Source organism: Nakamurella endophytica (assembly GCF_014646215.1).
Taxonomy (GTDB): domain Bacteria; phylum Actinomycetota; class Actinomycetes; order Mycobacteriales; family Nakamurellaceae; genus Nakamurella; species Nakamurella endophytica.
In genome coordinates, this window is the sequence record NZ_BMNA01000002.1 from 607,531 (window position 1) to 630,511 (window position 22,981).

The following is a 22,981-nucleotide window of genomic DNA, read 5'->3' on the forward strand; positions in this document are numbered from 1 at the left end:
GCGGATCGCTCGGTGAACGGCACGGTCCGTGCCGGCGGTGCATATGGGCCGAGAACTTGATCCACGGCGCAGGGCTCGGTTGCAGACCTTCCGGATGTCCACGGTGCACCCCTCGACCTCGTCGACGGCGGCCACCTCCGGAGGAGGACGCCGCGTCGTCCGTGTCCGACTGACGCGCCATCCGCCGCAGCCGACTGGACGAGATCACCAGGACCGCCCCGACGAGGCGGGTCGGTGACCGGAGGCCGCCGTCCCGGGTCAGGTGCGACCGCCGGTGAGCGCGAGGGCCCGGCGCACGGGGTGTCCGCTTCCGCAGGACCGGCGACTCCGCCCGGTGTCCCGTCCGGGGACATCTCCTGCACCGCTGTCCTCGCCGGAAGCACACATCGGATCACCGGCTTGCGCGGCTCGACGACGGCCGCCCGCGGTGGTGTTCGATGGACCTCATGACCGTGCGCGAGCGGCTCGACCGGCTGGGTCTCGTGTTGCCGCAACCGGCGGCGATGCCGGTGACCACGACGTTCAGCTGGGTCCGGATCCTGGGGACGCGAGTCGTCGTGTCCGGCCACGGCCCGCAGAATCCGGACGGCTCGCCCGCTGGGCCGTACGGCCGGGTTCCGGACCAGGTGTCCCTCGAGGAGGCGCAGCAGTCGGCCCGCTCGGCGGCGCTGGCGGTGATCGCCGCGGTGGAGCGAGCTGTCGGCGATCTGGACCGTATCGACGCCTGGGTGACGGTCAACGGCTTCGTGCAGGCGCAGCCCGGCTATGCGCGGACGACGGCCGTCCTGAACAGCTTCTCCGAGATCGTGCTGGCGGTCTTCGGTCCGGAGGTCGGCGACCATGCCAGGACCGCCATCGGGGTGGCCGCGCTGCCGCTCGACCTGCCCGTCGTGGTCGCCGCCGAACTGCACACGTCCTGAGGGCCACCGGCTGCGTGGGCGGCCCGGCGATCATGGCGGGTCGACGGGTCGTGTGGCCGATCGGTCCGCCGTGGCCGTCATGGTGCCGGACAGGAGTCCGGTGGATCCGTCGCGGTAGGTGGAGCCGGCCGGGCCCGCGCACCCCGTCATGGCGCTGACGAAGGTCCGCCGACCGTTCGAGCCGGACACGGTCGGAGGCGTCCGTCGCTGCTGCATCGCGGCGACGTCCGAGCACACCCGGACACGTCCAGGGCTGCACAGCAACCGCTCAGAGCACCAACATCCCGGGGCCAGTCCACGACGAGAAGCTGAGGCGGTTCCCCCACCAGAACCGAGGAGACGCACCATGACCCACGATGCGAGACGCCTCTCCTACGAGTGCCGACCGCTCCCCCGGCCCGACGAGCAGGTGGTCGACCAGGGCCTGGGTTTCGACGTCGGAACGCTGCTGGATCGCCGCCGGCTGCTCCGCGTCGTGGGCCTCGGCGCCGTGGCCGTAGGACTTGCCGCCTGCGGCACCGGCACCACGTCCCCGGCCACCTCACCGTCCGCCGGTTCGGCCACCGCAGCCGCCGAACCGGCAGTCGCGTCCACCGCGGAGACCTCGGACACCACGCCCACGTCGGACACCGGCACGGCGACCGGCGAGATCCCCGACGAGACAGCCGGTCCATATCCCGGCGACGGGTCCAACGGTCCGGACGTGTTGGAGCAGAGCGGCATCGTCCGGAGCGACCTCCGATCCAGTTTCGGTCAGGCCAGCCGTACCGCGGCCGGCGTGCCGATCACCCTGCGGTTGTCGGTGACAGACCTGGCCAGGGCCGGAGCCCCGTTCGCCGGGGTGGCCGTGTACGTATGGCACTGCGACCGCGAGGGTCGGTACTCGCTGTACTCCGACGGCATCACGAGCGAGAACTACCTGCGCGGCGTGCAGATCGCCGATGCCGACGGCGTCGTGGAGTACAGCAGCATCTTCCCCGCCTGCTACAGCGGACGGTGGCCGCACATCCACTTCGAGGTCTACCCCGATCGGGACAGCATCACCGACGTCTCGACCGCGATCGCCACGTCGCAGGTCGCCCTTCCTCAGGACGTCTGCGAGACGGTGTACGGCCAGGCCGGATACGAGGCGTCCGTCGGCAACCTGGCGCGGGTCAGCCTGTCCACGGACAACGTCTTCGGCGACGACGGCGGTGCCCGCCAACTGGCGACGGTGACCGGCACCGTGAGCAGCGGTTTGTCGGTCGCTCTGCAGGTCGGCATCGATACCTCCACCGCGCCGACCGGCGGGCAGCTGCATGGCGGCGGTACTCCTTCCGGCGCGCCCGGCGGAGCACCGCCGGCCGGGTGAGCGGCAGCCGTCAGCGTTCGATCCGGTACCGCAGTTCGTACGGCGCGGCGCGGAGCACCAACGCGTCGCCGGAGCGCTCGGCGACCAGTGGGCCGCGCGTCAGTACCGACGTGGCGTCGGAGACCACCTTCGGCCGGGACCGTCCGGCATTGCACGCGAGTACATCGTTGACCGGGTCCGCCATCTCGAAACCGGAGCTGGTGGCGCGCCACCGCGCCGTGGTGGTGTTGCCGCCGCTGCAGGTGGTGATCCGGCTGGTCCCGTTCGGCTCGAGGCGCAGGGTGATCCAGTCGTCGCGCTGCACCGTGGTGGGGCCCTGCGGCGCGCGCACCTCGGTGAGCAGCCAGAGCGGACCGACGACGTCCCGCTGCACCCGGGCCTGGTGCGAGGCCTGCCGCTGCGCCTGCAGCACCCAGACGGTCACTGCCACCAGGACCAGGACGAGTGCGCAGATGCCGGCGACCAGGCGCCGTGGACGCTGTCGCACCGACCGAAGCATCTCCGCGCCTCCTCGCTCGCCGTGTCCGGCTGGTCCCGCCGCCGACCAGCGTGGCACGGGGGTGGCCGGAACGCTGTCCGAGCGGGCCGTCAGGCGGTCCGACGGCGCCTGGACGTCCCGGGTGCAGGACCGCCGTCGGCACCTCGGCGACCCCGTCGACTCCCCTCCCGGGACGGCGACGGGTCTCGGCGTGGCACAGGCCCGTCGTCGGGGCCCGGCCACCGGACGGGAGACCTGCCGAGGAGCCACGCACGGCCACCCCGTCCGGTCCGCGACGGACGTCGCGACCGACCGACGCCGAGCGGTGATCGACATCCTGGGTAAGACTGGAGCGATCCGGGGAACCGACAGACGGGCCGTCGAAGGCCGTCGTCGGTGGCGACAGCCCCGGTGCCCGGCCGCTCGTCGTCCGACGTCGGCGGACGGCGTCGCGGACCTCGTCACGGTGCGTGCGCGAGGACCGGCGGCGTCGGCCCGCCAGGAACGGAGGCGCGAGTGGTGGCGGAACGGCGGCAGATCCCCTGGCTCGGTCTCTTCGAGCGGTCCCCGGACATCTCGGCCGTGCTGGCAGTAGACGGCACGCTGCTCGCGGTCAACGAGGCCTGGTCGAGGTTCGGCGCGGAGATGGGAGCGGACGCCAGTTGCGGGGTGGGCGGCAACTACCTGACCACGTGCCGGCGGTCCGCGGACGGCGGTGACGCGGTCGCCGCCGAGGTCCTCGCCGGTTTCGAGCGGGTGCTGGCCGGCACGTCGACGGACTTCGTCCTGCACTACCCGTTCGCCACCGCCGACGAGGAGTTCTGGTACCGCCTGGACATCCGCGGCGTGACGGCCGCGGCCGGCGGCGAGCCGGTCCTGCTGGTCCGCCACCTGGACGTCACCGACTTCGTCCGCACGCACCAGGATCTGCGCACCGCTGCCGGCACCGACCCGTTGACCGGCCTGGCCAACCGCCGGTCCTTCGACCAGAGCATCGCTGCGCTGCTCGCCGGGGACGTCGGGGCGCGACCGATCCTGCTGCTGCTCGGCGACCTCGACCACTTCAAGCAGATCAACGACCGGCACGGGCACCTGACCGGGGACGCCTGCCTGGTCCGGGTCGCCCAGTGGTTGCGGGAGAACACCCGCACCGACGACCTGGTGTCCCGGTGGGGCGGCGACGAGTTCGCCGTGGTCGTCAGCTCGTCCAGCGCCACCGGTGTGGCGGCCGTCGCAGCGCGCCTGCGGCGCGGCCGCGTGGACGGTCCCGACGGCATCCCGCTCACCGTGACGTGGGGAGCGGCCATCGCCACGGCCGGCGACACCGCATCGTCGTTGATCGATCGGGCCGACACCGCGTTGCGCGCCACCAAGGCCGCCCGGCCGGCCACCGTCGCCCTGCGCAGCTGACCGCACGGCGGTCCCGCGCACGCTCGGCGCCGCCGGAATCGCACGGACGGCAGGATCCGACCGCGCCGGCCCGCGCCGGTACGATCCCGCTCAACGCGTCGACCAGTGGGGTCGCAGGACCTGTGCCTCGAGGTGGTTGTGACAGACGTTCCCACCTTCGAGCAGCTGGTGGCGACCGTGGCCCTCCAGCTGTCCGCGGAGCCGGACACCCGACGCACGGTGCAACGGGTGGTGGACATCGCCGCCGACCGTCTGGGCAGTGACGTCGGCGTCAGTGTGTCGCTGGTGGGGGCCCGGCAGCAGGTGCAGACCGCGGGGTCCAGCGACGATCGGGCGGTGCGGGCGGACCGGCTGCAGTACCTCCTGGCCGAAGGGCCGTGCCTGGACGCCATCCGTCACGACGAGCAGGTCGAGATCCAGGACCTCCAGACCGAACGGCGCTACCCGCGGTGGTGCCGGCAGGCCGCTGACGAGGTCGGCGTGGCCAGCAGCCTGTCCTTCTGCTTGTCGACGGGCCAGCACGTGCTCGGCGCGCTCAACCTCTACTCGGTCCGGCGGGAGACCTTCGACGACCAGCTGCGGGCGGAAGGACGGCTCTACGCGGCCCAGGCCGCGATCGCGGTGCACCGGGCCCGGACCCAGGAGAACCTTCGGGCGGCGGTCGACACCCGCACGGTCATCGGCCAGGCCGAGGGCATCCTCATGGAACGCCTGAAGATCACCGCCGAGGAGGCCTTCCAGCTGCTCCGCAACGCTTCGCAGCACAGCAACGTGCAGCTGCGGGAGGTCGCCGAGCGCCTCGCCGAGACGGGCGCGATGCCACCGTCGTGACGGACGCCGCGACGACAGCCCGCATCGGACGGCCCGTTCTGCCGAGTCGACGCGCGGCTCCGCAGCGGACCACAGGCACGCCGCCTGGGTCGGCCACCGGCGACCGCCGGACGGTGGGATTCAGCGGAGCGTGATGCTGTCGACGAGTCGCCGGAATCCCGCCTCGGCGGCCCTCGGGTCCGGCCCGGCGAAGCAACCGGTCAGCTGGATCCGGACGTGGACGCTGTCACCCGGTGCCAGTACCTGGATCTGCCGCTGGGCACCGACGGTCAGGCACTCGTCCTGCGCACGCGACTCGGTCACGGATGCGGGTCGTCCGGCGACGGTGGCGGTGAGGCGGATCCGCGGACGTTGCGGACCCGGAGAATCACCGCCGCCGAGGATCACCAGCACACCGCCGGGCGAGAGCCGGTCCACCGGCTCGGTGCACAGCGTCTCGATGGCGCTGCGGGAGGTGATGATCCGGCAGGGGTCGTGCAGCGGGTCGGTGCTCAGGAATCCCAGGACGGTGTAGCGGGAGAAGGACTCCTCATAGGGGGTCAGCCGCCAGTCGGGCGGGTGTCGGAACCGCACGCCGCCCACCACGGCGGCCGGCCACCGGGCAGGATCCGCCGAGGCGTCGAGGTCCGGGAGGAGTTGCGGCCAGTATCTGGCCAGCCGCGCCGGTCCGGCCGAGTGGAACGACCAGACCGCCCGGGCTGTGGTGAGCGTGAGGATCCGACCGGACAGGTGGTAGCGGAGCACACCGGTGTCGAAAGCGCTGTCGACGACGTCTCCCTGCTCCTCTCGCGGGACAGGCGGGCATACCTCGGCCACCGAATCGACGAACGCGGTCAGGCGGACGGTCGTCGCCGAACGGATCCGGTACCCGTAGAGCCGGCCGCCGCAGCCGGTGGCGATGGCGAGATAGGCCGTCGTGAACTCGACCGACACGTCGGGGTAGCGCGTCGCGGCATCCTCGCCGGACGACAGCGAGATCGCGGTGAGCGCCCAGCTGACGCCGGTGAGCCGGCGATCGACACCGCCGGACGCATCCTGGGACGGCAGGGGGCGCACCGACGACGTCGCCACTGTCGGCTGGGCTGTCCCGGGCCGCTCGGGCGAGGACGGCGCCCATGTCGGACGGGGCGGCGACTGCGGCGCCTGCCGTTCGCTCGTCGTCGCCACGATCGGAGCGGTCGCCGCCCGCGCTGCTTTCTGCCCGTCCCGACATCCCCCGGCGGCAGCGAGCACGACGAGGAACAGCGCCGCCCACCGGCGGTACGCCGTGCCAGGGTGTGCACTCATGCGCCCTCCCCCGGTGGCCAGCCGCCCTGCTGCCAGGCCAGCAGCATGGCGCGCCGGCGTGCGGGCCGCCAGCATCGCGACGGTCGGGCCAGGAAGTCGTCGGTCCAGGCGCGGGAGGACCGGCCGACGATCAGAATGGTCCCCATGGACCTGTCCGAGCTGCGGTTCCTGCGGCGACTCGGCATGTGGACGGCCATCGGCGGGCTGGCAGTGGCCGGATCGCTGTGGTCGATCGGCGAGCTGTGGCCGAGCACCATGCGCACCAACATCAGCGCTGGTCTTGTCTTCCTGCTGAGTCTCTTCGCCGCCGCGGTCGGTGCGGTGATCATGCTGCTGTCGCTGGTCGCGGCGGCGGTGCAACGGCGGCGAGGCCGAGAGGTCCCCGAGCACCGGTAGGACGCGGAACCGGGCGAGGTCCGTCCCATCCGGCGTCCGCGTGCGAAGCGTCGCGTCGACGGTGCGCTGTCTTCGAGCGGTCGGCGCTGGATGAGCCAGGACACGAGATGCCACGAACGGCCGGTTGGGCGCGGCGTGCTCACCGGCCGGCAACGGCGATGGTCTGCAGCAGCTGCCGGAACGTGTGGTCCGGTTGGTCCGTGTCGGGCCCCTCGAGGCACGCGCTGATCCGGAGCACCGGATGGGCTCCGGTGGCATCCGGCTCCGTCCGGACGAGGATCTCGCGATCGCCGCCGATGGCGGCGCAGTCACCGGTGGCCCGGCGGTCGGTCAGGTGGGCGGGCCGCCCGGCGACGCGCAGGTTCGCTGGACCCGCCGCGCCGTCGTCGTCGTGGACCGGACCGCCGAGGGTGACCAGCACACCGTCCAGGCTGAGGCGGTGGATCGGCGGACCGCAGGCCACCGCGGGACGGTTCGGTTGCGCCGCGCCACAAGGGTTCTGCGGCGGGTCGGTACCGAGGTACCTGGCGACGGCGCGGTCGGTGGAGCTCTGCCGGAACGGGTAGGGCTGCCACTGCTGCGGCCGTCGGAAGCTGGCCGGGAAGGGTGCGGTGGCGGGCTCGTGCACCCACGCTGCCAGGTCGCTGTTCGGGTACAGCTGCGGCCAGTACCCGTAGAACCCGGCGCGTCCGGCGTTGCGGAACACCAACGTCACGGTCGGCGACCGGACCGTCAGTGTGCGTGCGGTGACCTCGTAGTGCACCGGCGTCGCGGACTCGAAGACCGCTGTCATCGCGTCCGGTACCGGACCGACCTCCGTCGGACCGCAGGCATGAGCCATGGTGTCGACAGCGCGGCCCGGAGTCAGCTGGTCGCCCGCGGCCGTATAGGTGTGCAACGCTCCCGAGCAGTACAGGTCGTAGGCCAGGAAGGTCGCGGTGAATTCGACCGCGGCGTCGGGGAACCGGGCCGCATCGGTCTCGTACCCGGCAGTGTGCAGGGACGTCAGCCGCCAGTGCTTCCCCACCAGTCGCTGGTCGACGGCCCCGTCGGTGCGCGCCGGCCGGTCCCGCCCCGAGTCGGGTGCGGGGCTGCCCGACGAGTCGGCGGTGGTCGACCCCGCACCCGTCCGAACCCCGGTCGGCGACCGGGCCGCCCCCGTGGTGGACGAGGAGGCCGTCGCCGTCGTCGGAGGGCTACCCTGCGCCGGTGCCGACGGGCTGCACCCGGCGGTGAGGACGGCGCCGGCGATCGCGAGGCCCACCCCACTCCGGCCGATCCGTGACCACGGCATTCCAGCCTCCTCCCGTCGACACCGCCAGGACGGATGGAGATAGCCGCTGGGTTGCTCGGCGGGGTCGTCACGAGCGGCCGGAGACGCCCGCCAGCAGGCCGACCGGTCGCGGTGCACGCAGGGGCACGGCGACGGCCGCGTCGGGGTCGGCTCGGTGGCGCCCGCCGCCGGCGGACGCCACCGATTCGGGCCGGTCTACTCGACCGTGAACCCGACGCGCTCGGCGAGCTCGGTCAGGTAGGCGAGCGCGATGCGGTACTCCTGCTCGAAGCCGTCCGACGCGTTCTCGTGGGGCTTGTAGGCGCCCGGGATGCTGGTCACCGGCCGCGAGACACCGGGGATGTCCTCGAACTCCAGCGAGATGACACCGTCGAAACCGGTGTCGTGCAACGCCCTGAGCAGGCTCTCCCAGTCGATCTTGCCCTTGCCCGGGCGCCAGTGGACGTTGGTGGCGCCGTCGTTGTCCGAGAAGTGGCAGTGCAGCACGCGACCGCCGAGCCGGTACACCGAGACGTGCGGGACGTCGCCGACCGGGAACAGGTGGCTCGGGTCGAAGTTGATGCCCAGTGCCGGGGAGTCGACCGCATCGAGGATCCGGATGAGGCCCTCGGTGTTCGACCCGTACCGGAAGGGATGCGGCTCCAGGCTGTACCGGACGCCGGCCGCCTGGGCGTGGTCCGCGCACTCGCGCAACGCGTCCACGTACTGCGACCAGTTCCCCGACCAGTCCAGGCCCGCACCGATGTCCACGGTGAACATCTGCACGTGCGGCCGGTCCATCAGCGACGGGTAGACGATGTTGAACGGGTAGTGCGTCACCGTGTTCACCACGGTCGCGCCGAGCGCCACGGCGGTGTCCACGCCCTGCTTGAACTCGTCGACCGACTGCCGCCGCCGCTGCGGGTCGGAACTGGCCAGACCCTCGTTCTTGACGACGAACTGGGACAGGCGCATGCCTTCGTCGTCCAGCACCGACCGCAGCAGGGCCACGGTCTCCGGCGTGTAGTACGACTGCAACGCGTCGGTGTCCCACGCGATCAACTCGGTGGCGCGGAACCCCGCCTGCCCGATCCGCCGGATCGCCCGGTCGTACGGTGCCTCCCACTTCCACGGCCAGATGGACGCGCCGAACCTCATGGTGTCTCCTCTACCGGCACCCGGTGGTGCCCTCGGTCTTCGGGTCTGGGGGCGGCGCGCTCAGCCGGCCGTGGCCAGCGTCGCGGCGATGTGCTGGCCGGCGAGCACCGCCAGGGCCACCGTGGTCAGGGTCGGGTTGCAGGCGGTGGTGAGCGGGATGACGCCGTTGCCGCCCACATACAGGTTGTCGGTCCCCCACACCCGACTGGTGCTGTCGCACACACTGGTGCCGTCGTCCACCGGGCCCATCCGCACCGTCCCCTCGTAGTGCAGCGAACTGCCCGCCGGGAGCACCCACGGGTCCTCTCCCTCGAAGGGGGCGCCGAGCGCCCAGGCGATCCGCAGTGCGTCCGCCTTGGCGTTCTCGATCACCTCGAGGTCGTACGTCGAGTAGTCGACGTGCATCCGCATGGCCGGCATGCCGAGCCAGTCCGTGCGCTCGTCGTCGAACTCGACCGCGTTCTCCGGCCGCACCTCCTGGGGCAGGAACAGGTGCACGGACAGCACCGGCGTCGGGTCGTCGGCCTGCGGTCCGGGCAGCGACGCCGGATCGACCTGGACGAGATTGCCGTGCGCGGGGAAGGTCTTCGCGTCGTAGGGGATCCAGGTCACCCCGCTCGCCGCCACGGACACGGCCGCGGTGTTGGCCATGACCGCGGTCTCGCCCTGCTCCCGCGACCGTCCGCCGGTGTCCCCCGCGCCGTGCACCCGCGCCATCACGGACACCTGCGGGTGTTCGTTGAGATGACGGCCGAGCGCAGGGGGGCGGACGCCCGAGGCGAAGAGCAGTTGCGGCGTGCGCAGCGAGTCGCCGGCGACCACCACCACGTCCGCGGACACCCGACGGACGGCGCCGGTCTCCAGGTCCTCCAGCTCCACACCGCACGCGCGCTCCCCGTCCAGGATCACCCGGCGGCAGAGCGTCCGCGCCCGCAGCTCGAAACTCGGGTCCGCACCCGACAGCAGGTCGCCCAGGATGACGTTCGGTCCGGACCGCTCCACGCCGTGGTCGGTCAGCCGGACGGCCATCGGCATGGCCTGCACCCGCCGGTGCGCGGGCCGACCCTCGTCGACCACGCCTCCCACGCGCTCTCGGACGTGCGCGGCGAACGCCGAGTCGGCGAACTGGGTGGCCGACACCTGCAGGTACCGCTCGGCCACCTCGAACGCCGCGTCGAGCTCGCCCGCGTCGAGGAACGGGATGCGCTCGGTGTCGCTCGGCCGCGGGCAGCAGCCGAACCAGTGCGATCCCATGCCACCCACGTTGCTCGCCGCCTGGGCCGCGGGAAAACCGTTGCCGCTCAATGGCCCCGACCCGACCCGGAACAGTCCGGGCCGCTGCAGCAGCGCCTGCTCCCGGTCCTGCTCGGACGCCGTCTCCCAGGTCAGCGGGTACGGATAGGTGTCCGGTCCCTGGGATGCCACCTGCGCGCGGGCACGCTCCTGGGGATCGAGGATGTTGGCGACGTGCAGGCCCGGCGGTTCGGCGATCACCGGGCCCGCCTCGACCATCAGGATGACGGCCGTCGGTGCACCGTTGCGGATCGTCCGGGCGTACGCAGCACCGGCCGGTCCGCTGCCGACGACGAGGACGTCGACGTGTTCGGACCACTCGGGGTTCATGAACGCTCCTGCTCTGCGCGGGTGTCGCGGATCGTGGACGTACCGGCTGTTGCGTACTCGGGCCGGGCCGCCGGAGCCGGACGGGCCAGCGAGGGCGGTGGTGGCTGCCGCCCGTCGTGCAGCCAGCAGGCGACCTCCCGGTCCGCCGACGGCGGATCGCCGACCGGGAGGGCCAGCGGTGGCCGATCGGTGGCGCACCGCGGCATCTCGTGCGGGCAACGGGTCCGGAACGCGCAGCCCGACGGGACGTGCCGCAGGTCCACCGGTGATCCGGGGATGCCGACCAGCTTCTCGCGGTCACCGTGCAGCGACGGGAACGACGCGAGCAGCCCGCGGGTGTACGGGTGGCGGGGCGCGTGGAACAGGAACGCCGACGGTGCCCGCTCCACCAACCGACCGGCGTACATGATGGCGATGGTGTCGGCGATCTCGATGAGCAGCGACAGGTCGTGCGTGATGAACACGACGGAGAAGCCCAGGCGCTCCCGCAGTTCCAGGATCTGCTGCAGGATCTGGCGTTGCGTCACCACGTCCAGCGCTGTGGTGGGCTCGTCCATCAGCACGATCTGCGGCTCGAGGATCAGCCCCATGGCGATCATCACGCGCTGCCGCATCCCGCCCGACAGCTCGTGGGGGTAGCTCTTGAGCCGGCTGGGGCTGATGCCCACCATCTCGACCATCTCGCGCACCCGCGCCTGCCGCGCCTGCCGGCTCATCGACCTGCGGTGCGCGGCCAGGACGTCGAGCAGCTGGCGCTCCACCGTCAGGACCGGGTTGAGGGCGTGCATGGCGGACTGGAACACGACGGCGATCTCGGACCAGCGGATGGCCCGAAGCTCCGCCGGTCCTGCCGACAGCAGGTCCATGCCCCCACCGGGGCGGTCCGCGGGCCGGAACACCACCTCGCCCGCGGTGATCACCCCCGGCGGGCGCAGCAGCCGGGTGATCGCGTAGGCCAGGGTCGACTTGCCGCTGCCGCTCTCGCCGGCGATGCCCAGGATCTCGCCGCGCCGCAGGGTCAGGTCGACGTCGACGACCGCACGCACCGCGTCCGGCCCGAGCCCGTACGACGCGGACAATCCACGGACCTCCAGGACCGGGTCACCGGCGCGAGGTCGGGTGGTCACCGGGATGCTGCCGGCCGAGATCGTCATCGCTGCACCTCACTGGGCTGCGGGTCGGTACGGACCACGGGTGTGAACCCGCCCGCGGAGTCCCGGGCGGCGCGCCCCCGCAACGAGTTGGACCGCAGTCGGGGATTGATGAACTCGTCCACCCCGAAGTTGAGCAGGGCCAGACCGGTGCCGATGAGTGCGACGGCCAGTCCCGGGGGGACGAACCACCACCACGCGCCGGCGTTGAGGGCATCGGCCGACTGCGCCCAGTAGAGCATCACGCCCCAGCTCCACTGCGAGACGTCCACCAGTCCCAGGAACGCCAGGCCCACCTGGGTGAGGATGGCGAACAGGACGGTGAACAGGAAGCTCGAGGCCAGGATCGCCCTGACGTGCGGCAGGATCTCGAAGACGATGATGCGCCAACCCGGCTCGCCCGCCACGCGCGCGGCTTCGATGTAGTCCCGGCGCCGGATCGACAGGGTCTGCGCGCGGAGCACCCGTGAGCCCCATGCCCACCCGGTGAGGCTGATCACCGCGGCGACGGCGACGGGACCGCCGTTGGGCAGGTAGCCGGTCAGCACGATGAGCAGCGGCAGCGCGGGGACCACCAGGAACACGTTGGACAGCAGGGACAGCAGGTCGTCGGCGATGCCGCCGACGAACCCCCCGGTGACGCCGATGATCGTCGAGATCGCCGTGGCGATCAAGCCGGCGAGGACCCCGATGATCAGGGTCTGCCGGGCGCCCACGAGCAGCTGGGACAGCACGTCCTGGCCCGTCCCGGTGGTCCCCAACCAGTGCTGCCAGCTCGGCGGAGCCAGCACGTCGGGACCCAGGTTCGACGGGTCGTACGGCGCGACGAGCGGCCCGATCGCCGCCATGAGCACGAACAGGCCGAGGATGACCAGGCCGGCGACGAACTTGCCGGACATGGTCCGCCGCCGCCGACGCGGGCGGCCCGGGTCTGCCGGCTCGGACACCAGTGGGTCGGCCGCGGCTCCCGGCACCGGACCGCCGACGCGGTCGCCGGCCAGCACGTCGTCGACGGCGTCCGTGGCGGGTCGGTCGCTGGTCTCGGCCATCTCAGGCGTCCTGTCGGGTGCGGGGGTCCAGCAGGACGTACGCGACGTCGGCGACCAGGTTGGCCAGCAGGACGGCGAAGGTGATGATGAGGAAGATGCCCTGCATCAAGGGGAAGTCCTCGTTGTTGACCGCCTGGTAGAGCGAGTACCCGATACCGGGGTACGAGAAGACGATCTCCACCAGCAGCGAGCCGGAGACCACGAAGCTGATCGACAACGCGAACCCGGCGATGCTGGGCAGCACCGCGTTCCGTGCGGCGTACGCCGAGAGCACCCGCAGGCGGGACAGACCCTTGGCCTGCGCCACCAGCACGTAGTCCTCGTCCATCACCGTCACCATCATGTTGCGCATGCCCAGGATCCAGCTGGCGACCGAGCTGAGCACGATGGTGATGGCCGGCAGCACCGCGTGGTACAGCGCGTTCGACACGAAATCCGAGGACCACGACGGGTCGATGCCCTGGTCGAAGCCTCCGGACAGCGGGAACCAGCCGAGCTTGGCCCCGAACAGCGAGATGACGATCAGGCCCATCCAGAAGTAGGGCACCGACGAGAGGAACGTCGACAGCGGCAGGATGGTCTCCGCCCAGGAGCCGCGGCGCCAGCCGATGAAGGCCCCGAGCACCGTCCCTAGCAGGAAGCTGATGACGGTGGACACCCCGACCAGGACCAGCGTCCACGGCAGTGCCTGACCGATCACCTCGCTCACCGAGCTCGGGTAGAAGGTGATCGACCGGCCGAGGTCGCCGCGGAACAGCTGCCCCCAGTACTGGAAGTACTGCACGATCAGCGACGTGTGGTCGTCCAGCCCGAAGGCGACCTGCATGGCCTGCATCGCGTTGGGCGACACCGCACCTTGCTGCTGCAGGCGGGCGACCATGAGCTGGACCGGATCTCCCGGCATCAGCCGGGGCAGGAAGAAGTTGATCGAGATCGCGGCCCAGGCGGTGATCAGGGTGAAGCCGAGCCGGCGCAGCAGGAACTTCACCGCTCCGTCCGTCCCGCCGCCGGATGGACGTCCATGGGCGCTCCCTCGCGCATCGTCGCTCTCCCCATCGCGGTCACGCTGCCTCCCGGCCGGATGCGGGCCGCTGCGACTCGTCCACCCGCAGCCAGCAGGCTGCGGTGTGCGACGGCGTCACCGCGACGTCCGGGGGCTGCTGCCGGCAGACGTCCATGGCGAACGGGCACCGGTCCCGGAAGCGGCAGCCGTCGGTGGGCGCCGACGCGGCACCGCTCGAGGCCCGCGACACGTCGACGATCTCGATGCGTTGCGGGTCGGGCGCGGCCGAGATCAGCAGTTGCGTGTACGGGTGCGCCGGCTGGTCGGTGACCTCCAACGCCGTGCCGCTCTCCACCACCTTGCCGGCGTACATGACCACGGTCCGGTCGGCGAAGTAGCGGGCCGAGGCGATGTCGTGCGTCACGTAGAGGATGGCCAGGCCGTCGGTGTCCCGCAGCTCGCCCAGCAGGTTCAGGATGCCGAGCCGGATCGAGACGTCGAGCATGGAGATCGGTTCGTCGGCCAGCAGCACCCTGGGCTCCGACGCGAGCGCCCGGGCGATGGCCGCGCGCTGGCGCTGACCGCCGGACAGCTCGTGCGGCAGCTTGTCCGCGAACTGCGGGTCCAGCTTGACACGCTGCAACAGGTCTCGCACCTTGCCGGCCACGTCCGCACCGCGACGCGCACGACCGAAGTTCAGCAGCGGTCGGGCCAGGTGGTAGCCGATGGTGTGCACCGAGTTCAGCGATGCGAACGGATCCTGGAACACCATCTGGACGTCCTTGCGGTACGCCCGCAGGTTCATCCGACCGGCGTCCCGCCCGTCCAGGGTGATCCGTCCCGAGCTGGGCCGCACCAGCCGGACCAGCATCTTGGCGACGGTCGACTTGCCCGAACCGCTCTCCCCGACCACCGCGGTCACCGTTCCGGGGACCAGCGCAAGGTCGAGATCGTCGACGGCACGCACGGTGCGGCGGCGACCCCGTCCACGGAGCGTGTAGTGCTTGGCCAACGAGGTGGTGCGCAGGACGGGCTCGGCGCCCGGCCCGCTCGTCGTGGATGTCATGTCTCTCCCCATATCCCGAGCCGTGCATGCCCTGCCGGCACGCTGCGGCCCGGCCGTGCCCGGGGCGCGGGTGCCCCGGGCACGGCCGGATCCAGGCCCGATCAGCGTCGGGTCAGCCGGCGGCCGGCTTGAGCTGCAGCACGGTGTACTCAGAAGACGGAGACACCGGCCAGCCCAACATGTAGGGGTTGTCTGCCGTCGGGTAGCCGGTGAACTTCTTCGTGTTCATCTGCGCCCACGCCGCGCCGTACAGCAGCGGGATGACCGGCAGCTTCGTCGCCATCACCTGGGCGATGCCGTCGATCGCGGTCGCCTGCACCTTGGGGTCGTTGGTGGACGCGTACTGCGTCAGCAGCTTGTCGGTCGCCGGGTCCTCCCAGCGTGAGAAGTTGCTGATGGCAGGCTTTCCCGCCGGAGCGCTGAAGGCGCTGTTGAGCCAGTAGTTGTACTGGTAGTACGGGCTGGTCCCGCTGACGCCGACGTGGATTGCCGCGTCGAAGGTGCCGTTGGTGATGTCCGACGTGTACTTCTGCACGGACACGCCGCTCACCGTCACCTTGATCCCGGCGGCCTTGAGCTGCTGGGAGGCCACCTGGGCGTCGGTCATGAAGTCGGCGTAGTTGGAGGGCTGCTCGAGCGAGAACGCCAGGTCTCCTCCGGCGGGGGTCTGGTAGTACCCGTCACCGCCCATCTTGTAGCCCGCGCCGTCGAGGATCGACTTGGCCTTGGCGACGTCGGGCGTCAGGGCGTACTGCTTGGTCGCGTCCGTCAGGTAGGTCTCCTGCGCCGGTAGCACCAGCCCGGTCGCGCTCGCCGCGGGCGGGGCCTGTCCCTGGGTGGCGGCCTTGGAGATCTGAGTGCGGTCCAGCGCGGCGCTGACCGCCTGCCGGACGGCGACGTCGGCCAGCGGCTTGCCCTGCTCGAGGTTCGGGATGATGGTCACCGTCGAGTAGCCGGGCTGCCAGTACGTGTTGTGCTGCTTGTCCTTGGCCGCGAAGACGGTGTCGATGTTGTTGACGAACAACCCGGCCCAGTCGACGGTTCCCTGCCCGAGGGCGAGAGTGGCGCTGGGCGCCGAGTTGAAGATCGGCACGCGGATGTTGGAGATCGTCGGCTTCCCGGCCTGCCAATAGTGCGGGTTCTTCGTCATCTCCCAGCCCTGCTGGTTGAACGAGGTCAACAGGTAGGGCCCGGTGCCCACGGGGTTGGGATCCGCGAACGTGGACGGATCAGCGATGCCGGACCAGATGTGCTCGGGCACGATCCCGACGCTCGCGATGTAGTAGAAGTCCACGAAGGACGCGTGGTCGAAGGTCAGGACGGCGGTGGTCGGGTCCTTCGCGGTCGCCGACACCGCCTTGATGCCGCTCGTGTTCAGTGCCGGGAACTTCCGGAGCAGGTTGAACGTGAAGGCCACATCCGAGGCCGAGAAAGGTTTCCCGTCGCTCCAGGTCACACCCGACTGCAGGTGGAGGGTGAGGGTCTTGCCGTCGCTGGACCAGTCGTAGGACTTGGCCAGCCAGGGGTACTCCTGACCGGTCTTGGCCAGGTTGAACTGCACCAGCGGCTCGTAGACGAAGGCCTGCGTGCCCTGGATCATGCCGGCGTTGTTGGGGTTGAACGGGTTGAAGTTCCGGGTCAGCGGGCCGCTGGGCTGGACCACCATGGTGAGGGTCGAGGAGCCACCCCCGCTGCTGCCGCTGGTGGCCGCGCTCCCGTTGCCACCGGTGGCCGTGGTGTTCTCGCCCTTGCTGCTCGACGAGCAACCGGACAGCAGCACGCCGGCGATGCCGACGACCGCGACCACCTGGGAAAGTTTGCTGCGCGAAGCTTTCATCGACTGTCTTACTCCGTTGTAAAGGTCCGATACCGGCAGTGATGCGAGTCGACGGCGCGATGGTCGCGGGTCGCCCGTCCGTCGACTCCGCCTGGTGCGGCGACGACGCTTCCGTGGGGCGATGCCCGTGCTCGGCGCGGGACTGGCGAGCCCGAGCGCCGACATGGCCGCCACCCCGTCGTGGCTCCGGACGGCTGCACGCGGCCGTCCGGCCGTCGACCTGGACCCGTCGGGGCTGGGGCTCCGGCAAGCGTGTCGACCAGTGATCGTTCCGGTCGGCAGGTTCGCCGTCCGCTCGGGCCGAGGGCGCGCTCCCCGGGCCGACGCCAACTGTATACGGCACGCCACATTTGGCAAGTGTTCGTTCATCGCGTGTCGTGGGCGCCGGGTGGAGCGCCGACCAGACCCGTTCCGATACAGGTGGTCCGGGCCGACGGCGGCCGACTGAACCGGTTCTGTACCATGCCGATCCCCCCGGGGCCCGGCTACGATCCACCGATGGTGACGGCGCCGACCCGGCCCGACGGTGGCAGCCGGCGACGGCCGGACCGCGAGCGGTCGGCAGGACGGCGGCGGCGCTCGGCGAACGGCGACGCGCCCCGCCCGCGCGTCCGGCACGACGGTGCGGCGTGACGGACACGGCCCCCTCCCGTCGCAAGCGGGTCACGATCACGGACATCGCCTCGGCAGCCGGAGTGTCGAAAGGAGCGGCGTCCTACGCCCTCAACGGGCGGCCGGGAGTCTCTGCCGCGACGAGGGAACGGGTGCTCGCCGTCGCCCGGCAGCTCGAGTGGATCCCCAACCCGGCGGCTCGGGTGCTGTCCGGGCGGCGGGCTGGCGCCGTCGGACTGGTGGTGACCCGCCCTCCCGAGTTGCTCGGGTCGGAGCCGTTCTTCATGGAGCTCCTGGCCGGGCTGGAGAGCGTGCTGTCGGTGCGGTCGGTGGCCCTGCTGCTCCAGGTCGCACCGTCGGCGGATCACGAGCTCGCGATCCTGAAGGCGTGGTCCGCGTCGGGGCAGGTGGACGGTGTCGTGCTGATCGACCTGCGCGAGGCCGACCCGCGGGTCGCGCTGCTCACCCAGCTGTCGCTGCCGGCCGTGGCCGTCGGAGCGCCGGAGGTGGCCGGTGCGCTGCCCTGCGTGTGGACGGACGACCGGGCCGCCATGCGCCAGGCGGTGCGGTACCTGGCCCGGCTCGGGCATCGCCGCATCGCCCGGGTGGCCGGTCCGCCGGAGCTGGCCCACATCACCGCCCGGGGCATCACGTTCGCGGAGACGCTGGTGCAGCTGCGCACGTCCGGCACCGCCATGGAACAGGCACAGACCGTCGACACGGACCTGACGGGTGAGCGCGGCGCGGCGGCGACCCGGCGTCTGTTGACCCTCGACCCGCCCCCGACGGCCATCGTGTACGACAACGACCTGTGCGCCGTGGCCGGCTTGATGGTCACGGAGGAACTCGGACTCCGGGTACCTCAGGACGTGTCGTTGCTGGCGTGGGACGACTCGCAGCTGTGCTTGATCACGCGACCGACGTTGTCCGCAATGAGCCGCGACGTGCACCAGGTGGGCCGGCGGGCGGCCGCGCTCCTGCTGGACGTCCTGGACGACGCACCGCCGCGGCAGGTCCCGGGCCCGCCGGTCGATCTGCTCGTCCGCGGCAGCACCGGCCCTCCCCCGCCCGGCAGGTAGCCCAGCGCACGGGACACCGGGGTCGGCCGTGCTCGACGTGACGCAATTGCCGTGCCGCTGCGGCCCGAGGCGCGAGCGGCATTGCCGCTCGTGCTCGTCGACACCGGCGATCCGGGCGGGCGCGCCGTATGCTGCCGCATGCCTGAATCCGACGTGTCGTTCATCGATGTGCTCGCAGCGGAATCCGAACGGGCGGCCGCAGCTCTCGAGTTGGCACCGGCGACCGCCCGGGTGCCGGCGTGTCCCGACTGGACGGCCGCCGATCTGGCCTTCCACCTCGCGGAGGTGCAGGACTCCTGGCTGCACCACGTCCGGCAGGCGGACGTCTCCGCCGACACCGTCCCGGAGACGGAGCGGCCGCCCGACGGTGAACTGGTCGCCCTGCTGCGCGACCGCAGCGCGGCGCTGGTCGGTGCGCTGCGCGCCGCCGACCCGACGTCACCCTGCTGGTCCTGGTCCCCGTCGGGCGGCACGGTCAGCTGGGTGCGACGCCGGCAGGCCCACGAGGCGCTGATCCACCGGGTCGACGCCGAGCAGGTCGCCGGACTTCCGGTCACCCAGCCCGACCCGGCGCTCGCGGCCGACGGCGTGGACGAGATGGTGACGGTGATGCTCAGCGGCCTACCGGACTGGGCCCGGTTCTCCGCCGACGGCACCCGCATCCGCCTGACCTGCCCCGACAGCGGACGGTCGTGGCTGCTGGCGTTCGGCCGGTTCGTCGGCACGTCGCCGACCTCCGGCACCCGCTACGACGAGGAGTGCGTGGAGGCCGTCACGGACGACCCGGAGCCGGCCACTGCCACCGTGAGCGCGTCGTCGTGGAACCTGGATCTGTGGCTGTGGGGCCGCGCCGACGCGGAGGTGCTGGACGTCACCGGCGACGCGTCCGCCGTGGCACGGCTGCGAGCCGTGATCGCCGACAGCTCCCAGTGACACCGGCACGACGGTCGTCGCGGCACCGGGACCGTCGCGACGGTGGGTGACCTCCGACGACGAGCCGCGGGCGGCAGAGGGCCCCGGAGGAGACGTCGAACGACATGCCGGACCGGACGAAGTCCTGGGTCCCGAGCGATCCGCCGGTCCGCTTACCCGCCGGCCGAGAGGGGCGAGCAGCATCGACATCGCGTACCTCGAGCGGTATTTCACCGAAGTTCCTGCACAGGATGACCGCATTGACGAGCCGACCCGCTCGACCGAACGGGACGTGCATCGAGCCGTCCCGGAGCACTCGGCCGGGCCTCCTCCAGCCGTTCCACGGACGCGGCGGGCCGGCGTGGTTCACGGCGTCGCGGTGGGTAGGTAGATGTCGATGGTGTGGTCGGCGGTGAGTTTGCGGTAGTAGGGCGCGGTGCGGCGGAGTCGTCTGAGGACGGCGGCGCTGGGTGGGGTGCTGGGGTCGCCGCGTTGGACGATGACGGCGACGGCGGGTGTGTCGCGGTCGGTGGGGAACGTGCCGGCGGCGGTGGGCAGGTAGGGCTGATATTCCAGCGGCCGGAAGCCGGCGACGACGATCGGGCCGGGCGGCACGTGTTCGACGGCCAGGATCTCGGCGGCGAGCTTGACGCCCCCGGGGTGCTGCGTCGCGGTCTGCACGGACAGGCCGACGGCGGCCACGCCGGTGGCCAGGACGGCGGCCAGCGCCGCGCACCGCAGCACCGCCCCGGCCTGCGGGCTGTCGGCTGGGCGCGGACGGGTCCGGCGGGTGAGCCAGATGTCCAGGGGGCGGCCGATGCCCAGTGCGGCCAGCACGGTGATCTCGGGGACGAGCGCGTAGTAGTAGTGCTGCAGGGCCACGGAGCTGACGGCGAGCAGGAACACGGCCAGCGCGGCCAGGTTCGCGGCGACCAGGGCGGTGACGGCCGTCGGCCGTCCGCGTTGCACGGCCAGCAGCACCAGCCCGATGGCCAGGGCGATGGTGGCGGCAACACCGAGGCCTTCCCACATCCAGTACAGGTTCGCCCACCACGGCGGTCGTGGGGTGACGGTGCCGGCCACCACCACCATGTGTCCGCGGCTGGAGTGGGCGCTCTGGTAGCGCAGCATCGCCACCGCCTGCCCGAGGAACCCGGGCGCCGGCAGGTAGGTGACCACCACGACGGCGGCGGCTGCCGCAGCGAACAGTCCGGCTTGGCCGGCGGTGCGGCGGGACGGCCGGGCGGCCAGCGCGGCGATCAGGAGCACCGGGACGAGGACCACGGTGGTGACCTTGGAGGTGACCGACAACCCGATCGCCACCCCGGCCCACACCGCGGCACGCCGGCGGCCGGTGCGGATCCACCACCTGGTCGCCGCCATCGCGATGACGGCGAACAGCATCATGAACGGCTCGAGCAGACCGAACCGGTCGATCCGCAGACCGACCACGCCGATCGGCCGGGGCAGCAGCAGCCACAACGCCCCACCGATCAGACCGGTGGCCCGGCCGGCATCCCGGCGCAGCCACCACCAGATCACCACCCCGGTGGCCACCGACGCCAAACCGGCGGCGGTCCGGTCCGCCACGACGTTGTGGCCGCCGATCAACTGTCCCAACCCCATCAACACCTTCGCGGTGTAGGGGTGCTCACCGTTGCCGCTGAAATCGCCGTGCACATACGCCCAGCCGTTGTCCAGGTAGGCCCGCTCGTCCGGCGTGATCCCCGCGACCGGCAGATTGGACAGGGCCAGCAACAGGCCCCACACCAGAACCGCCGCACCGACCAGGTACTCGGCGCCACCCCCGGGGCGCACGTCCCGCAGCCACCGCACGAACCCCGGATCCGCCGACACGCGCGAGCCGCCGGTGTCGCCAGGTCGCCCCGTGGGGACCGTCGACACCACCTGCCGCGGGCCGCCTGCCATACCGACTGCGTCGTCTGCTGCAGCCGCCCCCTGCACAGCCGTGCCCCCCACCCGTCCCCCATCGATGGCCCCGCCGACGATCCATGCCTGCCCCGCCCTGGACGGCCAGTCCCCCAGGACTGGTTGCACCGTCCGGCCGACCGTAGACCGCACGGGTCGCCCACCGCGGACACGACACCGACGGGCACCCCGCTCCGGGACGCCCGCCGCCCGTCGACGGCGACCACGTCCGTCCCCGGCCGGACCGGGCGGACGGAGGTACCGCGGGTCGCCGTGGGCGGAGGGCGCGAATCGTCCTACGGCCGTGCTACCGGCTCGGTCCTGCGGACGCCGCGGGCAACGGTCGGGACGGTGCCGCGCCGAGATCCGGACGAGGTCGACCGACGATGGTGACCCTGACGGCCGGGCAGGCGTCGGCCGGCGCCGTCGGTGGACGAGGTGGGCACACGCCGCGGGTGCCGTGGACGGCGACGAGGATGTCGCCGGCGGCCACGGCGGTGACGACCCGACCGCGCAGCCGCACCAGGGCGGCCGGCGTCACGGACAGGTGGATCCCGGGTTGACCGACGACGACCACGGTGAGCGTCTGACCCACGCTCATGGCCAGTGCCGGCTCGCCGGTCGGCCGGAGCAGGCCGCGGCAGTCGTCAGTGCCGGCCACTGCCCCGCGCTGGTGTAGGCCTGCTCCCGTCCCCCGCAGGTGCTCGACCAGGTCGTCACCCAGGCCGGCGTGGTCACCGTGCCGGCCGTCCCGGCGGTCGTCCCCATCCCCGACGACGCTCGAGCGTCACCCGACGGGCGGGTCGTCGCCGGCGTCGCCGGAACGGCGGCGGTCGGCTCGGGTGTGCTCACGGCTCGGGGAGATGCTGTCCCCGCCGACGGTTCGCTTCCGGTCCGGTCCGCATCGGTGACCGCGCCGCTGCACCCGGACAGCAGCAGTGCGGCGACACACCACGCACGGATCCTCACGGCGGTGCAGACGGCGCCCGGCCGGCGAACGTTGCACCGCAGCCGATGTCCGGGCAGCACCGCCGCTGACGTCCGCCGCGGTCCGGCCATCGACGTCGTGCGTCACCGCTGCGGCTGCACGCACTGGCCACCACTGCTGCGCCGCTGCCGTCGGTCTCGTCCCCCCGGGACCACAGCGGGCCCGGCTGACGCACCCACGCGCCGTCGCGGTGCGGGCGACGTGGAGCGGCCTGGAGCAGCTGGAGGCTGTCTTCGACACTGGCAACGGACCGCCCCACGCCGACGATCGCCTCACCAGCCAACTGGAGATCCACCGGGAGGAGATCCTGCTGATCGCCGTGCTCGCCGCGGGTGGACGGACGAGGCCGAGCGACTCCTGGCCTGGTGCTCGCGATCGGTCGACCGGAGGTCTCCACCACGAGGTCCAGCTGGCCGGACGTCTATGCCGGCCTGCAGATCCCGATCGAGCAGGAACCGGCGTACTGGACGTTCACCTCGCAGTTCGTCCACCGCCCGTTCCCGGCCGACGCCATCCGGATCGTGCAGTCCTTCCTCTCGCGCGCGCCCACCCCGGAGTGCAACTACTTCACCGCTGCGTTCGGCGGCGCCGTGACGACCAGCGAACCCTCCGGTGGCTCGGCTTTCGC

20 protein-coding genes are annotated in these 22,981 nt (G+C 71.9%); 7 read left to right on the top strand and 13 right to left on the bottom strand.

The features are described from left to right. Nucleotides 1-446 precede the first annotated feature (446 nt). Entirely contained in the window at nt 447-920 is a 474-nt protein-coding gene (locus IEY37_RS06285; protein WP_188940866.1) for a RidA family protein, read from the top strand. 346 nt (nt 921-1,266) lie between these two features. After that, nucleotides 1,267-2,271, top strand: coding sequence for a dioxygenase family protein (locus IEY37_RS06290; RefSeq protein ID WP_188940628.1), 1,005 nt, complete (start codon nt 1,267-1,269; stop codon nt 2,269-2,271). 10 nt (nt 2,272-2,281) lie between these two features. On the opposite strand, the gene IEY37_RS06295 is transcribed toward IEY37_RS06290, so the two are convergent. Beyond that, the gene (locus IEY37_RS06295; protein ID WP_188940629.1) at nt 2,282-2,758 is read right to left on the bottom strand and encodes a hypothetical protein; all 477 of its coding nucleotides are present in this window, start codon (nt 2,756-2,758) and stop codon (nt 2,282-2,284) included. Between the two features lie 507 nt (nt 2,759-3,265). Between IEY37_RS06295 and IEY37_RS06300 the strand changes: the two genes are divergently transcribed. Further along, on the top strand, nt 3,266-4,159 hold the full coding sequence (locus tag IEY37_RS06300) for a GGDEF domain-containing protein (protein ID WP_188940630.1): 894 nt from the start codon (nt 3,266-3,268) through the stop codon (nt 4,157-4,159). A 138-nt stretch (nt 4,160-4,297) separates the two neighbouring features. After that, entirely contained in the window at nt 4,298-4,990 is a 693-nt protein-coding gene (locus tag IEY37_RS06305; RefSeq protein WP_188940631.1) for a GAF and ANTAR domain-containing protein, read from the top strand. A 120-nt stretch (nt 4,991-5,110) separates the two neighbouring features. Here the strand turns inward: IEY37_RS06305 and IEY37_RS06310 are convergent, their stop codons facing one another. After that, nucleotides 5,111-6,277: a hypothetical protein gene (locus IEY37_RS06310; RefSeq protein WP_188940632.1), complete on the bottom strand. Its 1,167-nt coding sequence runs from the start codon at nt 6,275-6,277 to the stop codon at nt 5,111-5,113. Continuing rightward, nucleotides 6,274-6,423, bottom strand: coding sequence for a hypothetical protein (locus tag IEY37_RS06315; protein WP_188940633.1), 150 nt, complete (start codon nt 6,421-6,423; stop codon nt 6,274-6,276). The genes IEY37_RS06310 and IEY37_RS06315 overlap by 4 nt, the downstream gene beginning before the upstream one ends. On the opposite strand from IEY37_RS06315, the gene IEY37_RS06320 reads away from it, so the two are divergent. Next, nucleotides 6,422-6,673 (top strand): hypothetical protein, encoded by a 252-nt coding sequence (locus IEY37_RS06320; RefSeq protein WP_188940634.1) that lies wholly within the window; start codon nt 6,422-6,424, stop codon nt 6,671-6,673. The two genes, IEY37_RS06315 and IEY37_RS06320, sit on opposite strands and share 2 nt — an antisense overlap. 139 nt (nt 6,674-6,812) lie before the next feature. Here the strand turns inward: IEY37_RS06320 and IEY37_RS06325 are convergent, their stop codons facing one another. From IEY37_RS06325 to IEY37_RS06360, 8 genes are all read right to left on the bottom strand, one after another. Beyond that, on the bottom strand, nt 6,813-7,700 hold the full coding sequence (locus tag IEY37_RS06325; RefSeq protein ID WP_188940635.1) for a hypothetical protein: 888 nt from the start codon (nt 7,698-7,700) through the stop codon (nt 6,813-6,815). A 462-nt stretch (nt 7,701-8,162) separates the two neighbouring features. Further along, nucleotides 8,163-9,104 carry a sugar phosphate isomerase/epimerase family protein gene (locus IEY37_RS06330; RefSeq protein ID WP_188940636.1) on the bottom strand — a complete coding sequence of 314 codons (942 nt, stop codon included), beginning with the start codon at nt 9,102-9,104 and terminating at the stop codon, nt 8,163-8,165. Nucleotides 9,105-9,164: 60 nt separating this feature from the next. Continuing rightward, a complete protein-coding gene (locus tag IEY37_RS06335; RefSeq protein ID WP_188940637.1) occupies nt 9,165-10,727 on the bottom strand; it encodes a GMC oxidoreductase in 1,563 nt (520 codons plus the stop codon). After that, complete coding sequence (locus tag IEY37_RS06340) at nt 10,724-11,881, bottom strand: ABC transporter ATP-binding protein (RefSeq protein ID WP_188940638.1); 1,158 nt, start codon at nt 11,879-11,881, stop codon at nt 10,724-10,726. The genes IEY37_RS06335 and IEY37_RS06340 overlap by 4 nt, the downstream gene beginning before the upstream one ends. Next, nucleotides 11,878-12,927, bottom strand: a complete 1,050-nt coding sequence (locus IEY37_RS06345; RefSeq protein WP_229673994.1) for an ABC transporter permease — start codon at nt 12,925-12,927, stop codon at nt 11,878-11,880. Before IEY37_RS06345 ends, IEY37_RS06340 begins: the two co-directional genes overlap by 4 nt. 1 nt (nt 12,928) lies before the next feature. Continuing rightward, on the bottom strand, nt 12,929-13,915 hold the full coding sequence (locus tag IEY37_RS06350) for an ABC transporter permease (protein WP_188940639.1): 987 nt from the start codon (nt 13,913-13,915) through the stop codon (nt 12,929-12,931). Nucleotides 13,916-13,988: 73 nt separating this feature from the next. Beyond that, nucleotides 13,989-14,996 (bottom strand): ABC transporter ATP-binding protein, encoded by a 1,008-nt coding sequence (locus IEY37_RS06355; protein WP_229673995.1) that lies wholly within the window; start codon nt 14,994-14,996, stop codon nt 13,989-13,991. A 112-nt stretch (nt 14,997-15,108) separates the two neighbouring features. Then, nucleotides 15,109-16,803: an ABC transporter substrate-binding protein gene (locus IEY37_RS06360; RefSeq protein ID WP_188940641.1), complete on the bottom strand. Its 1,695-nt coding sequence runs from the start codon at nt 16,801-16,803 to the stop codon at nt 15,109-15,111. A 659-nt stretch (nt 16,804-17,462) separates the two neighbouring features. Between IEY37_RS06360 and IEY37_RS06365 the strand changes: the two genes are divergently transcribed. Continuing rightward, nucleotides 17,463-18,524, top strand: coding sequence for a LacI family DNA-binding transcriptional regulator (locus IEY37_RS06365; protein ID WP_188940642.1), 1,062 nt, complete (start codon nt 17,463-17,465; stop codon nt 18,522-18,524). Between the two features lie 138 nt (nt 18,525-18,662). Beyond that, nucleotides 18,663-19,457: a maleylpyruvate isomerase family mycothiol-dependent enzyme gene (locus tag IEY37_RS06370; protein ID WP_188940643.1), complete on the top strand. Its 795-nt coding sequence runs from the start codon at nt 18,663-18,665 to the stop codon at nt 19,455-19,457. Nucleotides 19,458-19,802: 345 nt separating this feature from the next. On the opposite strand, the gene IEY37_RS06375 is transcribed toward IEY37_RS06370, so the two are convergent. Further along, the gene (locus IEY37_RS06375; RefSeq protein ID WP_188940644.1) at nt 19,803-21,293 is read right to left on the bottom strand and encodes an ArnT family glycosyltransferase; all 1,491 of its coding nucleotides are present in this window, start codon (nt 21,291-21,293) and stop codon (nt 19,803-19,805) included. Between the two features lie 379 nt (nt 21,294-21,672). Continuing rightward, a complete protein-coding gene (locus IEY37_RS06380; RefSeq protein ID WP_188940645.1) occupies nt 21,673-22,026 on the bottom strand; it encodes a hypothetical protein in 354 nt (117 codons plus the stop codon). Nucleotides 22,027-22,981: the final 955 nt, after the last annotated feature.

Coding starts and splice junctions, on each gene's coding strand:
- IEY37_RS06330 (WP_188940636.1), bottom strand. CDS start 9,104: ATGAGGTTCGGCGCGTCCATCTGGCCGTGGAAGTGGGAGGCACCGTAC.
- IEY37_RS06285 (WP_188940866.1), top strand. CDS start 447: ATGACCGTGCGCGAGCGGCTCGACCGGCTGGGTCTCGTGTTGCCGCAA.
- IEY37_RS06320 (WP_188940634.1), top strand. CDS start 6,422: ATGGACCTGTCCGAGCTGCGGTTCCTGCGGCGACTCGGCATGTGGACG.
- IEY37_RS06310 (WP_188940632.1), bottom strand. CDS start 6,277: ATGAGTGCACACCCTGGCACGGCGTACCGCCGGTGGGCGGCGCTGTTC.
- IEY37_RS06355 (WP_229673995.1), bottom strand. CDS start 14,996: ATGACATCCACGACGAGCGGGCCGGGCGCCGAGCCCGTCCTGCGCACC.
- IEY37_RS06370 (WP_188940643.1), top strand. CDS start 18,663: ATGCCTGAATCCGACGTGTCGTTCATCGATGTGCTCGCAGCGGAATCC.
- IEY37_RS06290 (WP_188940628.1), top strand. CDS start 1,267: ATGACCCACGATGCGAGACGCCTCTCCTACGAGTGCCGACCGCTCCCC.
- IEY37_RS06340 (WP_188940638.1), bottom strand. CDS start 11,881: ATGACGATCTCGGCCGGCAGCATCCCGGTGACCACCCGACCTCGCGCC.
- IEY37_RS06345 (WP_229673994.1), bottom strand. CDS start 12,927: ATGGCCGAGACCAGCGACCGACCCGCCACGGACGCCGTCGACGACGTG.
- IEY37_RS06315 (WP_188940633.1), bottom strand. CDS start 6,423: ATGGGGACCATTCTGATCGTCGGCCGGTCCTCCCGCGCCTGGACCGAC.
- IEY37_RS06335 (WP_188940637.1), bottom strand. CDS start 10,727: ATGAACCCCGAGTGGTCCGAACACGTCGACGTCCTCGTCGTCGGCAGC.